The following is a 14,489-nucleotide window of genomic DNA, read 5'->3' as shown; positions in this document are numbered from 1 at the left end:
GAGACCGGGCAGTGAAATCCGTATCTTTTCGGTGGGCACGTCCCATCGCAGTTCTTGCGGCAGTGGCCGTGATATCGTCATGTGGCTTACCGCAAGTCGGCCCAAATAAACGTCAGATTTATTCCGGCTCCGTGCAGCGCGACGGCGACGCATTCATCGTCGAGGTCAATGACCGCGTGTCCCGTGCAACCGCCGTGACCCCCGCCTTGGGCTTTAGCCAAGCCTTTATTAACGCAGGGCAAATTGGTTCCGATACGATCAATGCCGGCGATACATTGGGCCTGACAATCTGGGAAAATGTCGATGACGGGCTGCTTGCAAATCCGGCCAGCAACGCCACCTTGTTGGAAGAAGTACAAGTTGACGGGGCCGGCTTTATCTTTGTGCCCTATGCCGGGCGCATCAAGGCATCGGGCAATTCCCCCGAAGCGATCCGCCGCATCATCACCGAACGTCTGTCCGAACAAACACCCGATCCGCAGGTTCAGGTACGCCGCATTGCAGGCGACGGTGCGACAGTATCCCTAATCGGATCCGTCGGTGCCCAAGGCGTCTATGCCATTGAACGTCCAACGCGTACCTTGTCGACCATGCTGGCGCGTGCGGGCGGTGTGTCGATCACGCCGGAAATTGCTCAGGTCACCGTTCTGCGCGGCGGGCAACGTGGCAAAATCTGGTTCGAAGACCTGTATGAACACCCCGAGCTGGACATCGCCCTGCGCGGTGGCGATCGCATTCTGGTCGAAGAAGACACACGTTCATTCACAGCACTAGGGGCCACCGGAGCGCAACAAAGGGTCCCGTTTGAATCGCAAAACCTGTCCGCCCTAGAAGGCCTTGCACAGGTTGGCGGCTTGAATGCGCGCTCGGCCGATCCGACCGGCGTATTTGTGTTCCGCAATGAACCCCAAGAAGTCGCCGCACAGGTTCTGGGCCGCAACGATCTGCAAGGGGCGCAACGCCTTGTCTATGTGCTGAACCTGACCAAACCCAACGGCATGTTCATGGCCCGTGACTTTGTGATCCGCGATGGCGACACGCTTTACGTCACCGAAGCGCCGTTCACCCAGTGGAGCAAGGTTATCTCCTCGATCACTGGCCCTGCAGGCTCGCTCAACAGCTTGAGCAATCTCGCCTCGAGCGACTGATCGCAAACATGGCTTTAGGGCCTGAGACATACGATATCCCCGCCGCCGGACCTCAAAAGGACCGGCGGCTTTTTGTGTATAACGGCGGGTTTCTGAGGCAAAAACGCCTGCGCCGGATTTTGCAGCTGTCGGGATATTCCATCCATCTTGGCCTGCCACGCGACGGGGATGCTGTCGCGATTTGGGGCAATTCCCCCACCGCACATCGCGGCCTTGCGGTGGCTGCAAAACGTGACGTGCCTGTTGTGCGCGTTGAGGACGCGATGCTGCGCTCGCTGTTTCCCGGCCGCGCAGGAGAGCCGCCCTTGGGGCTGCTGATCGACACCAAAGCTGCGCATTTTGATCCGTCGCGCCCGTCCGATCTGGAAACCCTGCTGGCCACCCATCCGCTGGATGATACGGCGCTGCTAAACCGCGCGCGCGGCTGCATGGCCCGCATGATCGAGGCGCAGTTGACCAAATACACTGCCTTTGACACCGACCTGCCCGCGCCGGACCCCGGCTATGTGCTGGTGATCGACCAGACCCGCGGCGATGCATCCGTGACCGCATCCGGCGCAGACCGGTCGCGGTTTCTGGAAATGCTGGTATTCGCACAACAGGAAAACCCCGGTGCGCGCATCCTGATCAAGACCCACCCCGAGACCGCCAAAGGTTACCGTGCCGGACATTTCGGGCCAGAAGATGCCAATGACCGCATCACCTTGCTGAGCGCGCCGATCAGCCCATGGGCGCTGTTTGAGGGGGCCGTAGGCGTCTATACCGTGTCGTCGCAAATGGGGTTCGAGGCGATTTTTGCGGGCCATAAACCCCGCGTCTTTGGCCAACCATTTTATGCAGGCTGGGGCCTGACGGATGACGAATTTCCCGTGCAACGCCGCCAACGCACATTAACCCGCGCGCAGCTGTTTGCGGCGGCGATGATTTTATATCCCACATGGTATGATCCGCACCGCGACCGGCTGTGTGATCTGGAAACAGCGATCGAAGCACTGGCCGCGCAAACCCGCGCCTGGCGCGAGGATAACCACGGCTGGACGGCGTCGGCCATGCGGCTGTGGAAACGCCGCCCTTTACAACGCTTCTTTGGCGCGTGGTCACCTGTCGTCTTCCAAGATGATGCAACGCGGGCGCGGGCGACGGGCAAGCCATGGATGGTTTGGGCTGGCAAAGCCGGCAGCGATCACGACGGGGCCGTTCGGGTCGAAGACGGGTTCTTGCGCTCGCGCGGGTTGGGGGCCGATCTGATCCCACCGCTATCGTTGGTTTGCGACGATCTGGGCATTTACTATGACCCCCGCCAGCCCAGTCGGCTGGAAAAATGGATCGAGACGCGGCAAACCCTGCGCCCCGACCAACAGATGCGCGCGGAACGTCTGATCGCTGCGTTGCGCGCCAGCGGGGTGAACAAATATAACCTCGGCGGTGCCGCAGATTTGCAGAACCTTCCCAAAGGGCACCGCATATTGGTGCCGGGCCAAGTCGAGGACGACGCATCGATCAAAACCGGCACCGGCGCGGTATCGACCAATCTTGGGCTGTTGCAGGCGGTACGGGCCGCGCATCCGGCTGCTGTGATCCTGTATAAACCGCATCCCGATGTTGAGGCTGGCCTGCGCAGCGGGACCGTTGATGCAAACGGTTTGGCCGATGTCGTGCTAAGCCATGCCGATCCCATCGCAGCACTGGCCGATGTTGACGAGGTTTGGACCATGACATCGCTTTTGGGGTTCGAGGCGCTGGTGCGGGGCATCAAAGTCGTCACGCTGGGGGCACCGTTTTATGCGGGCTGGGGGCTGTCTGATGATCGTGGCGACGTGCCCGCGCGCCGCCGCGCCACGGTGACCCTAGAAGGGTTGGTTCACGCGAGTTTGATTGATTATCCACGCTATTTTGATCCGCGCAGCGGCAGCGCCTGCCCGGTCGAAGTGGTGCTAGAGCGGTTGAGCAACGGCGATGTTCCCCATCCCGGTATGGCAAATCGGCTGTTGGCCAAGGTTCAGGGAGTCTTTGCCAGTAAAGCGCATTTGTGGCGCAAGGGGTAAGTGTTGGATTGGGGGCCAGCCCCCAAACAAGTCAGCACGTGGGGGCCAGCCCCCACACCCCCGGGATTTTAGACCATTTGGAATAAGAAGGTCAGGCGCGATCCCAGATATGCAAGACATCCGGGCCGATTGCTTGGGTTGAGGTCAGCGTGAAACGGGGGGCGTTTGCGAGGTGTCTGATACCCAGCGGGCCGATGGAAGGGATACCATCAGAGCCGATGGTGACGCCTGCGGTAAAACCCACAAGGCGGTCCACCAGCCCTGCATTCAGCAAGGTGGCGGCAAGGCCGCCGCCGCCCTCGCAGAAAATGCGGGTCAACCCGTGGGTGCCGAGGTTTTGGAGCAGGTCATCTGGGTCGATTTGCCCGGCGCAGGTGGCACAGGGGATCAGGGTCGCCCCGATGCCCTGCCATGCCTTGACGAGTTGCGGGTCCGCGGTACGGGCGTGGCAGAGCAAGAGCGGGATCTGTGCTGCGGTCTGCGCCAACTTGCCGGCCAGCGGCAGATCGAGATGTTTGCTGATCACGATACGCGCCGGTTGCCGGTCGACACCAAGATCGCGCACATTCAGGCTGGGATCATCCTTGCGGGCCGTGCCTCCGCCCACCATCACCGCATCATGGCGCGCGCGCATGGCATGCACCAAGCGACGTGCCGGGGCTGCTGTGATCCATTGGCTATCGCCTGTGGCCGTCGCAATGCGCCCGTCAAAGCTGCTTGCCAGTTTCAGCGTGACCATGGGGCGGCCTAAATCAACCTTGGAGAAGAAACCGATGTGATCGGCGCGGGCTTGGTCCTCGGAAAGTCCGACCTCGACCTTAATGCCGGCGGCCTGCAACATCGCGATACCCTGACCACTAACGCGCGGGTCGGTATCCGTGCAGGCTATGACCACGCGCGCAATCTGCGCATCAATCAGGGCCTGCGCGCAGGGGGGCGTTTTGCCAGTATGCGCGCAAGGTTCTAGCGTGACATAGGCCGTGGCACCTTGGGCCGCCTCGCCCGCCTGGTGTAACGCTTCGGTTTCGGCGTGGGGACGGCCGCCGGGTTTGGTCCAGCCGCGGCCGACGATACGGGTGCCTTGCACAATGACGCAGCCCACGGCGGGGTTGGGCCAGACGGCCCCCTCCCCCCGTTTGCCCAAAGAGAGGGCAAGCGCCATGAACCGGATGTCGGCTGCGATTGTCACTCTTCTGGTGGAACGTCGGGGCGCAATTCCTGAACGAATTTATCGAAATCATCCGCCGCTTGGAAATTCTTGTATACGCTCGCGAACCGCACATAAGCGACGGTGTCGATGCGGGCCAAGGCCTCCATCACGATTTCGCCGATTTGCTTGGAGCCGATGTCGGTTTCACCCATGCTTTCCAGACGTCGTACAATGCCCGAAATCATCTGATCGATCCGTTCGGGATCAATCGGGCGTTTCTGCATCGAGATCCGGATGGAGCGTTCGAGCTTGTCGCGGTCAAAGTCTTCGCGTTTGCCAGAGCTTTTGATGACCACGAGATCGCGCAGTTGCACACGTTCATATGTCGTAAAACGGCCACCACAGGCCGGGCAAAAACGGCGACGGCGGATGGATACGTGATCCTCGGCCGGGCGGCTGTCTTTGACTTGGGTATCTATATTTCCGCAAAACGGGCAGCGCATGGCCGTTCCCCTTTATTTTCTGATCTGCCTCAATAGTGGGGCTGCTCGCCCTCTTGTCTAGAACTATAGGATACCCGCAGAGTTTTGGGTAGGGGCGAAATGCGCCGCTAGATGTTGTGTTTTGAAAAGTGACATGAACCCAACAGCTGTGCCACGCGTTGGCCCCTGAACACACCAGAATTCAGGAGATTATCATGACCAAGACGCTATTCATCACAGGCGCATCCAGCGGCATCGGTGCCGCGACAGCCAAGGCAGCGGCGGCTGCCGGCTGGAACGTCGGCCTGTTCGCCCGAAGCGAGGATAAGCTGAACGCCTTGGTGAATGAGATTGGCGATCAGGCGATGGCCCTGCCCGGCGATGCCACCTCCTATGATGCGCAAAAGGAAGCGCTGGACAAGCTTGCCGATAAGTTTGGTCAAGTGGACGCGGTGTTTGCCAACGCGGGCCGTGGCACAGCGCAGGGCGGCACGGAAAAGGGCGACCCGGAAGACTGGAAATCCATGGTCGATCTAAACGTAATGGGGGCGCTCTACACAGCACATGCAGCAATGCCGCATTTGCGCAAAACGACCGGCCAGTATGTGGTGACCGGATCGGCGGCGGGGCGGCGTCATATCAAGGGGTCGATCTATGGTGCTACGAAATTCTTTATCCACGGTTTCGCGGGCAATCTGGCGGATGAGATGGCCGAATGGGGTGGGCGCTGCATGGTGGTGTCCCCCGGCATGGTGAACACCGCATTTTTTGAAGAGGCCAAACCGGACAAGCTGCAACCCGATGATGTGGCATCAGCGGTCATGCACGCGCTTGAGGCCCCTGCCCATGTCGCCGTGCGCGAAATTCATCTGATGCCAGTGGGGTAAATCGTGGGCTAAGACGCCGCAAAATGTGCCGCGACGCGCCTGACGTGAGGTGCATCGCGGTGTTCGAACAAATAGATGCCCTGCCATGTGCCCAGCATCATTGCCCCATCTTGAACAGGGATCGACAGGCTGATTGGCAGCATCGCCGCTTTGATATGGGCGGGCATGTCATCCGGCCCTTCCAGCGTATGTGTGAGGTACGTCATCGACGGATCATCACCGCGCGGAACCGCACGGCTAAAGAAAGCGAGCAGGTCATGCTGAACATCGGGGTCGGCATTTTCCTGTATCAACAAAGACGCTGAGGTATGGCGCACCATTAACGTCAGCAGCCCGTCTGAATGACCGTTCAGCCAGCGCGCCACGTCGCCTGTAAATTCATACAAGCCTTGCCCGTGGGTGGTTATCTGAAACTCTGACATCATCGGGGTAGATTACGCGCGCAAGCCGGCACAGACAACCGCCGGTCAGCGACTAGGTAGGTACAAATCAGGGCAGAATGACAACGCATGCCCAACGGACAGCCGCGACCCTTGGCGGGTCAGGGATGGCCCGACAATGAATACCTCCGACGGCGTGAGCCCAGTCGGATCAAGGGTGAAGGAAACAGCGTTGGGTTGGCCAAACCCGCGCACCTGCGGCTCGCTCACATAGATGTCTTGATCGCCACGCGCGGCAAGCTGATCGCGGGCATAATCAGCAGCAGCACACCAAATGGCGCGCGCCCCGTGATCCGTGCGCCCTTCGATCCGGACGCCGTTTTCAAGTGGCGTAAAGTGCAATCGACCGTTCGCCGGATACCCCTGAGCCGCCAAAGGCCCGGCCAACAACGTGGCGGTAATCACGCCTGCAATACTACGTTTCATATGAGGCTCCATCACCTATAGGTCGTTCAATTCGATGATATAATCTTGGCAATACTGGATGCTATGGCCGATGGTCAGACCAATGCTTTGCTGATCAACACTGATCGAATAAGATTTAATTGGCGGGCTTGGCAGATCGTTTGGGTCGGTGGTGAAAACAACACCAGTGCGACCGGCACCGCTGATCGATGGGCCACGCGGGGTCTTGATATACATCCGTGTTGAATTGGTAAGCCCAAGCCGATCCTGCGCATAGCTTGCGGCGGCACACCAGATGCCACTGGGGCCCTGTCCCCTGGACTCGATCACCTCAAAGCTTGATCCGCCAAGCGGGATGACATTCAATTGGTTTATCGCCTCATAGCTTTGCGCGTGGGCCGCGAAAGGCACTGTTGCGCAGATTGCGAGGGTTAGAAAGGAACGCATATAAATATCTCCTATTCCGCGGATGTCTTTAAGATAGTGCCGCATTGCAAATAACAAAATCACAGCTCGGTGACTGCTGCCTTGCCGTTGCTGGTGGGCGGTTTGAGCGCCGTTTGACAACCTTTGATGCGGCAGCGAATGTGCGGCTATTCAGTTTGATATAGATCGGAGACCCACTGTTGACCGGAAAAGTAGTTGCCGTGGCCCGCGATGGCACCCACCGTTTTCCCAAGAAAGTGGCCTTCGAAATTCGAATTATCGACGGGTTAGGCGTCGAAGGTGATGCTCACCTTGGTGAAACTGTAATGCATCGCTCTCGCGTCGCGATTGATCCAACGCAACCCAACCTTCGACAAGTTCACTTGATCCATTCAGAGCTGTTCGATGAGGTCGGTGCAAAAGGCTGCAAATGCGCCGTACCATGTGCCGCTAGGTCAGGCATCCAAACGGCGCGCGATCAGTGCCCGCCTTATCCGTCGCGCCCCGGCTCAACCGGATTGTTAGAGAACAGTGCGATCTTGTTACCCTGAGGGTCGCGAAGGTAGCCGACATAAAAATGAGGCCCATATGATGCGCGAAAGCCGGGCTGGCCCTCGTCCAGTCCGCCAGCGGCAAGTGCAGCAGCGTGAAGGACGCGAACCTGGCTTTGACTGTGTGCCTCAAACGCGATCATAGCACCGTTCCCAGCCGACGCCGGATGCCCGTCGAAGGTTGGTTTGACGTAGAAATCCGGCAGTACGACGGACTGCTCCGGCGCGGCGGGCAGCGCATAACTTAACCCCTCGGGCCCCTCTTTTAGCGCGTAATCAAGGGCAGGCAGGAACGCAGAGTAGAACCGTTTCGCGCGCGCAATATCATCAGCACCGACGGTGACATAGGCAATCATGCTCCGTGTTCCTTTCCCCAAGGTTGGGCCACTGCAACGGGTTTACGGCATTACGCTAGGCCAATACAGAAGTCGGCTCAATATCCGTCTTCACAGCGCCCTTACGACCCCGACAGCCCCAACAAGCTGCCAATGGTGCTGAGCACCAGCCCCGCTTTAAGCCAGCTCACATTCCGTTGGTCGACCGGTTGCCCATCCTTCCATGTCCCCTTGACGGCAATAGACTTCAGATCACCCGTCACGGGGTTTCCGGTGAACAGCGCAAGATCCGCCTGTTTTCCAACTGCGATAGACCCCAACGCGTCTTGTAGGCCCAACTGGGTCGCCGCGTTGATCGTCATCGCCTGAAACGCCTGATACGCGGTGATCGCCTCGGACAATCCAGACACGGCGTCACCTCGGTATGATTGGCGTGTCGTGGCGGTGCGCAAGGTATTGACCGGATCAATGGGGGTTGCGGGATGATCCCCATGCAACGTCACAAGCGCCCCGGATTGGAATGCGGAATTCACCGGCATATACCGCGTCATTCTATCCGCCCCAAAGAAGTTCGTAAGCACGTGCCCGTAATAGGAAATATGATCGACGAAGAAACCCAGCGACACATTCAGACGGGCGGCACGTGCCATCTGTTGTTGGGTTATCAACGCGTTATGCTCTAACCGGTGACTAAGCTGGGCCATGGGATATGCGTCTTGCAGGCGTTCAATCGCATCCAGTGCTGCATCAACGGCGCGTTCCCCCTGAACGTGCAGCGCGATTTGATAGCCCGCCTGATGCAAGTCTGAAAGACGCTGCTCCAGAACCTCTGCGGTGTTCAGAATGTTGTCTTTGAAATCCGGTGAAATGCTCAAATAATCGTTTACGAATGCATTCTGTTCGTACGGTTCTGCCGTCGCTGCGCCGCCCGTAAAGGGGGAACCATCAACCCAGAATTTCGCGCCCAACACCGCAAAGTCGAGATCACCGCCAAGCGCATAGTCGGGGTTCCCAGTCTCCACGTAGCGGTCAAGATGGCGTTGCACCAAATATACAAAGGATCGAAGCGGGCTGTTGTCATCGGTGCTGATCCGTTTGAGCAATCCAATCTGGTCAGGATGACGCCCCACGGCCCCGGTCACACCAATGGTCGTAAAACCGTTTCGGGCATATTTGGCAAATTGACGCCGCACCAACAACTCGGTCAGCGCGGGGGCTGGTGGCGGGATTTTCGTTACGACGCTGTCAATCGCAATGGTTTCGTGAAGCAGACTGCCTTGCAATGTGATCCCGGCGGCATCCACTGCTGCGGTGTTTACATACGCATCATGCAACATCTGCGTCAGGATGATGATGGGACGATCCGCAGAAATCGCATCCAGTTCGGCGCGTGTGGGCGGCGTGAGACCGGGCAGCGCGACGGGGTCCCAGCCATAGGCGACCAGCCACGGCGTCAGCGCAGTTTTACCTGCCGCCTCTTTCAGCGCGGCGATAATTTCTGCGCGGGTGGAATATTTGAAACTGCTGATATCCAGCGACGCCCCAAGCAGCGCCGAGGCAATCGGATGTGTATGCGGCTCAATCAGGCCGGGGGTCAGCACACCGGCAAGATGCCGGATTTCAACATCACCAGACGGGCTAAGCCGGTCCAGCGGCCCCACGTCTGTGATGATGCCATTTTCGATCAAAACGGCGTCTACAGTTGGTTGATCGGGGTCCATCGTAACGATTTCATCTGCGGTCAGAATAACACGCGCCGGCGCAGAAGGCGGCGTTGCGTACACCCAATAGCCCACGCCAACGACCGCAAGACATGCCAATGGGATCGCGTATCTTTTCTTCACGGTTAATCCTTAACGTTGTGCCACCCAGACGGAACCGGTGAGTTGTTCAGCCATCCCGCCAGCCGACCCGTTGCAACTGCCTGGGTCAACAAAAACATAACGTTAACTTGTGATTTGAACCGGGTTTCCCGGCGGCCATTTCGACCAAGACAGTATCCCACAACGCATAAGGGGCGAGGTAATCACCCCGCCCCTTACTCAAAATACTGAACTTCTGTTTTACTGATCCAAGAACGACCGCAGCTTGCGCGACCGGCTTGGGTGCTTGAGCTTGCGCAGCGCCTTGGCTTCGATCTGGCGAATACGTTCGCGCGTAACACTGAACTGCTGGCCGACTTCTTCCAAGGTGTGGTCGGTATTCATGCCGATGCCGAAACGCATCCGCAAAACACGTTCTTCGCGTGGGGTAAGCGACGCCAGAACCCGCGTGGTGGTTTCCTTGAGGTTTTCCTGAATGGCGCTGTCCAAGGGCAGCACGGCATTCTTGTCCTCGATGAAATCGCCAAGCTGGCTGTCTTCTTCGTCGCCAATCGGTGTTTCCAGCGAAATCGGTTCCTTGGCGATCTTCATCACCTTGCGAACCTTTTCCAAAGGCATTTGCAGCTTTTCTGCCAATTCCTCGGGGGTTGGTTCGCGACCGATTTCGTGCAGCATCTGGCGACCGGTACGGACCAGTTTGTTGATCGTTTCGATCATGTGCACAGGAATACGGATGGTCCGCGCCTGATCCGCAATAGACCGCGTGATCGCCTGACGGATCCACCATGTCGCATAGGTGCTGAATTTATAGCCGCGACGGTATTCGAACTTATCAACGGCCTTCATCAGACCGATGTTACCTTCCTGAATAAGATCAAGGAATTGCAGGCCGCGGTTCGTGTATTTCTTCGCAATCGAGATAACCAAACGCAGGTTCGCTTCGACCATTTCTTTCTTGGCCTGACGGGCCTCTTTTTCGCCCTTCTGAACCTGCTGCACGATGCGGCGGAATTCAGAGATATCAAGACCAACATACTGACCGACCTGCGCCATATCAGAGCGTAATTCGTCAACCTTGTCGGATGAGCGTTCGATGAACATCTGCCAGCCGCGACCCGACTTCTCGGCCATCCGCTCCATCCAGTTGGGATCAAGCTCGTAACCGCGATAGTTGTCGACGAATTCCTTGCGGTTGATCCGTGCTTGGTCGGCCAGTTTCACCATCGCAGAGTCGATCTGCATGATGCGACGGTTGATGCCGTAAAGCTGGTCAATCAGGGCTTCGATACGGTTGTTGTGCAGGTGCAGTTCATTCACCAGCAAGACGATTTCGGACCGGACCTTTTGGTACTCTTCCTCGTCTTTTTTCGAGAATGTCCCGTCTTCGTTCAGGGTCGCGGAAATCCGGCTGTCCTGAATTTCGCTTAGGCGAACATAGTCGTCGGCAATGATATCCAACGCTTCAAGCACCTGAGGCTTAAGCGCGGCTTCCATCGCGGCCAGCGACATGTTGGCCTGTTCGTCTTCATCGTCATCATCGTCGGCATCGCTGGAAATCGGATTGCCGTCCGCATCGACTTCGCTTTTTTCTTCGGAAGGCTTGGCCTCGGCTCCGGGTACGGCAGGAACAACCGGCGTGGTCTCTTCCTCGCCCATCTGGGTGCCAAAGGTCGCTTCAAGGTCGATCACATCACGCAGCAAAATGTCTTCGGACAAAAGTTCGTCGCGCCAGATTGTGATCGCCTGGAATGTCAGCGGGCTTTCGCAAAGACCCGCGATCATGGTGTTACGGCCGGCCTCGATCCGCTTGGCGATGGCGATCTCGCCCTCGCGGCTCAGCAGTTCGACCGACCCCATTTCACGCAGATACATGCGGACAGGGTCATCCGTACGGTCCAGCTTTTCGGACGTCGACGCCGACAGCGTTACATCGCGGTTGCTGTCCGTGGTGGCAACATCCGTACCGCCCTTGGCTTCTTCTTCCTCGGCGTCTTCGTCTTCGATGATGTTAATGCCCATCTCTGACAGCATCGACATCACGTCTTCGATTTGTTCCGAACTTACCTGCTCGGGCGGCAAAACCGTGTTCAGCTGATCATAGGTGATATAGCCCTTTTCACGGGCGTCACCGATCATCTTCTTGACGGCAGCTTGGCTCATGTCGAGCGAGTGGCCGGCATCCTGATCGTCAGACTTAGCGTCTTCATTAGTATCTTTGGCGGCCATTAAGCTTCCTCCAGCGAACATAAGCGAATCACACATAGTGATTCGAAATTTTCCGAATCATGCGGGGTTCTGGGTGATTCTTAAACCCGTTACCCTGCTTTTTATTAAACATCCCGGCGAAAAAGCCACGCAGGGGTCATTTATTGTCGTCAGCGCCCTTTCCACGGATCGCCCCGATCAACGCATCAAAGGCGCTGCGCTCGTCCCGGCTGATATGCGCACCGTTTTCCGCGATGTCATATTCAGCCGTATCTTCTTGTCCGCTGCGCTGCGCACGGTCGGCATTTCGCGCCGCTTCACTCAACCGCCATGTCAGCCCTTCGTCGGCCACGCCGGTCAAATCTTCCATGGCATCAGCGATCTCGGCATCAAGCCCGCGCACAGCTTCCAGCTTGCCCAACTCCTCGGCGACAGTCATGCGGGTCATTTCAATATTGCCGGGGGTCCTGATGCACGGCGTTACAGCAACGTGGCGTTGCGATGTCATATTTTCAAGGGTTTGCTCGCCCAGTGCGCTGTATATCTTTTCGCGCAACGCAGCGGGGTCCAGATGCATGTGGCGCAACATCAAGTCCCTGATCCGCGCATGATGACTATCCTGACACTGCATTGCCGCCAGCCCGGTTTCGAATTCCTCGACCAGTCCCGGGCTGCCCAACAATGCACACAAGATCACCGCCTCACGCAAATGCTCTGTCGCGCCCAACCCTGCCGCGGTCACCAAAATAGATGCCTTTGCACTGGGGGACGGCCCTTGTGGTGCCGCGTTCCAACGCCCCTGCCCTTCCCTGCGCGCGCCGGGCGTGAACGTCTTTTTCGCCTGTTGCGGCCGGAACAGCTGATAACGCAGGTCTTTGATTTCCTGACCATAGTGGCTGCGGATCGACGGGTCCTTGATCAGCATGATCTTCTCGCGCAGCGCCTTGTCCAACGCAGCCTTGCGTTCTGGGCTGTCGAAAACCCTTCCTTCTGTCTCGCGCTGCCACAACAGCCGCACCATGGGCATCGCCCCATCCAGCAGCCTTTGCAGGGCTGGCGCACCATGTGCACGCAGCAGGTCATCGGGGTCTTGCCCCTCGGGCATCATTGCGAAACGCAAACTTTGCCCTGCCTCCAGCAGCGGCAGCGCCAGATCAATCAAACGCAAGGCCGCCCGCTGACCGGCGGTATCCCCGTCCATCGTGATGATCGGTTCGGGCGAAATCCGCCACAGCATCTGCAACTGGCTTTCGGTGATCGCAGTACCAAGCGGGGCAACGGCTGCACCAAACCCGGCCTCGACCAGCGCGATCACGTCCATATAGCCTTCGGCCACCAACAACGGTTGCCCCTGCCCCGCCGCCGTACGCGCCTCTTTCACGTTGTACAGGCTGCGGCCCTTGTCGAATAACTCTGTCTCGGGCGAATTCAGATATTTGGCGTTGTCATTAGGGTCCATCGCCCGCCCGCCAAAGGCAATCGCCCGCCCCCGTGCATCGCGGATCGGATAGATAATCCGCCCGCGAAACGTATCATAGGGCCGCCCGCCTTTGGTCGATGGCTTGGCCAAACCCGCGCCAAAGATCAGCTCATCCTCGACGCCTTTGGCCTTCAGATGATCCCACAACCCCTGCCACTGATCCGCGGCAAAGCCGATCTCCCAGCGTTCCAGCGCCTGTGCAGATAATCCGCGCCGTGCCAGATAATCCCGCGCCGCACCGGCAGCACCGGTCTGCAACTGCAACCGGAAAAACTGAACCGCCTGCTCCATCACTTCGGCTAATTGCGTGCGCTTATCGGATTTCTCCTGCGCGCGCGGGTCCTGCTTTGGCACCGGCATCCCGGCCTCACGTGCCAAAATCTCGACCGCCTCCATAAAGCTTACATTCTCAGTCTCGCGGACAAAGGAAATCGCATCGCCCTTGGCATGGCAGCCAAAGCAATAATAAAATCCCTTGCGGTCATCGACATGAAAACTGGCCGATTTTTCCTGATGGAACGGGCACGGGGCCCACATATCGCCCTTGCCCTGATTGGACTTGCGCGCATCCCACATGACTTTGCGCCCCACCACCTGAGACAGGCTGGAACGGCTTCGCAATTCATCTAAAAATCCAGGGGGCAGGCTCATAACACTATATATTGGCCGCGCAGGCACAGAGTCCAGAACCCTATGCGCGAAACCGCTGCTTCATTTTGCTAAATAAACTCCGGGGGGATCGCCCCTCAGGGCGATGGGGGCTGGCCCCCTCGGAACCTAAGCCAAGGTATCAGACCCTATTGGCCCAAACACATTTCTTTCCAGGCAGCGCCCAGATCACTGGCTTTCACATCGCGCATTTTCATCTCGTAAACCCACGGGGTCACCAACGGCACGATTGCCATATACTTCTCGGGCCAGCTATGCGCGGCTGCCTTAACATGCGCTGCCACCTTGCGTTCATTGACCCGCGCCAGCCGCGCTTGACGCACAGCATCGACGACATCGGCCTGATAGGCGCAGTCGGTTTCTTTTGCCGTCTGTGCCAAAACCGGGGCACCACTGGCCAAAAGCCCCGCGACAACCGCGGCTGTAACAATCTTCATTCTACG

13 protein-coding genes are annotated in these 14,489 nt (G+C 58.2%); 3 read left to right on the top strand and 10 right to left on the bottom strand.

Annotated elements, in window-relative coordinates:
- The first annotated feature begins 11 nt into the window (after positions 1-11).
- Both KZZ06_RS09760 and KZZ06_RS09755 read left to right on the top strand, forming a co-directional pair.
- A complete protein-coding gene (locus KZZ06_RS09760) occupies positions 12-1,148 on the top strand; it encodes a polysaccharide biosynthesis/export family protein (RefSeq protein ID WP_219579835.1) in 1,137 nt (378 codons plus the stop codon).
- An 8-nt stretch (positions 1,149-1,156) separates the two neighbouring features.
- A complete protein-coding gene (locus tag KZZ06_RS09755; protein ID WP_219579834.1) occupies positions 1,157-3,193 on the top strand; it encodes a capsular polysaccharide biosynthesis protein in 2,037 nt (678 codons plus the stop codon).
- Between the two features lie 91 nt (positions 3,194-3,284).
- Here KZZ06_RS09755 and ribD read toward each other — a convergent pair whose 3' ends face one another.
- The gene (gene ribD, locus KZZ06_RS09750; RefSeq protein ID WP_308340011.1) at positions 3,285-4,376 is read right to left on the bottom strand and encodes a bifunctional diaminohydroxyphosphoribosylaminopyrimidine deaminase/5-amino-6-(5-phosphoribosylamino)uracil reductase RibD; all 1,092 of its coding nucleotides are present in this window, start codon (positions 4,374-4,376) and stop codon (positions 3,285-3,287) included.
- Between the two features lie 2 nt (positions 4,377-4,378).
- Positions 4,379-4,846, bottom strand: coding sequence for a transcriptional regulator NrdR (nrdR, locus tag KZZ06_RS09745; protein ID WP_008225048.1), 468 nt, complete (start codon positions 4,844-4,846; stop codon positions 4,379-4,381).
- A 194-nt stretch (positions 4,847-5,040) separates the two neighbouring features.
- Between nrdR and KZZ06_RS09740 the strand changes: the two genes are divergently transcribed.
- On the top strand, positions 5,041-5,712 hold the full coding sequence (locus KZZ06_RS09740; RefSeq protein ID WP_219579833.1) for an SDR family oxidoreductase: 672 nt from the start codon (positions 5,041-5,043) through the stop codon (positions 5,710-5,712).
- Between the two features lie 8 nt (positions 5,713-5,720).
- Here the strand turns inward: KZZ06_RS09740 and KZZ06_RS09735 are convergent, their stop codons facing one another.
- The 8 genes from KZZ06_RS09735 to KZZ06_RS09700 all read right to left on the bottom strand — a co-directional run bounded on the left by KZZ06_RS09735 (position 5,721) and on the right by KZZ06_RS09700 (position 14,483).
- Positions 5,721-6,137: a secondary thiamine-phosphate synthase enzyme YjbQ gene (locus tag KZZ06_RS09735; RefSeq protein ID WP_219579832.1), complete on the bottom strand. Its 417-nt coding sequence runs from the start codon at positions 6,135-6,137 to the stop codon at positions 5,721-5,723.
- Between the two features lie 42 nt (positions 6,138-6,179).
- Entirely contained in the window at positions 6,180-6,578 is a 399-nt protein-coding gene (locus tag KZZ06_RS09730) for a hypothetical protein (protein ID WP_219579831.1), read from the bottom strand.
- Between the two features lie 15 nt (positions 6,579-6,593).
- A complete protein-coding gene (locus tag KZZ06_RS09725; RefSeq protein WP_219579830.1) occupies positions 6,594-7,004 on the bottom strand; it encodes a hypothetical protein in 411 nt (136 codons plus the stop codon).
- Positions 7,005-7,473: 469 nt separating this feature from the next.
- Entirely contained in the window at positions 7,474-7,890 is a 417-nt protein-coding gene (locus KZZ06_RS09720) for a VOC family protein (protein WP_219579829.1), read from the bottom strand.
- Positions 7,891-7,991: 101 nt separating this feature from the next.
- Positions 7,992-9,713 (bottom strand): amidohydrolase, encoded by a 1,722-nt coding sequence (locus KZZ06_RS09715; RefSeq protein ID WP_219579828.1) that lies wholly within the window; start codon positions 9,711-9,713, stop codon positions 7,992-7,994.
- Positions 9,714-9,932: 219 nt separating this feature from the next.
- Complete coding sequence (gene rpoD, locus KZZ06_RS09710) at positions 9,933-11,918, bottom strand: RNA polymerase sigma factor RpoD (protein WP_219579827.1); 1,986 nt, start codon at positions 11,916-11,918, stop codon at positions 9,933-9,935.
- 136 nt (positions 11,919-12,054) lie between these two features.
- Positions 12,055-14,028 (bottom strand): DNA primase, encoded by a 1,974-nt coding sequence (gene dnaG / locus KZZ06_RS09705; RefSeq protein ID WP_219579826.1) that lies wholly within the window; start codon positions 14,026-14,028, stop codon positions 12,055-12,057.
- 146 nt (positions 14,029-14,174) lie between these two features.
- Positions 14,175-14,483: a hypothetical protein gene (locus KZZ06_RS09700; RefSeq protein ID WP_219579825.1), complete on the bottom strand. Its 309-nt coding sequence runs from the start codon at positions 14,481-14,483 to the stop codon at positions 14,175-14,177.
- Between the last annotated feature and the right edge of the window lie 6 nt (positions 14,484-14,489).

The organism is Sulfitobacter sp. CW3, from assembly GCF_019392245.1.
Lineage (GTDB): Bacteria > Pseudomonadota > Alphaproteobacteria > Rhodobacterales > Rhodobacteraceae > Sulfitobacter.
Note: the sequence above shows the minus strand (reverse complement) of the source record. Positions and strands in the feature narration are given on the sequence as shown.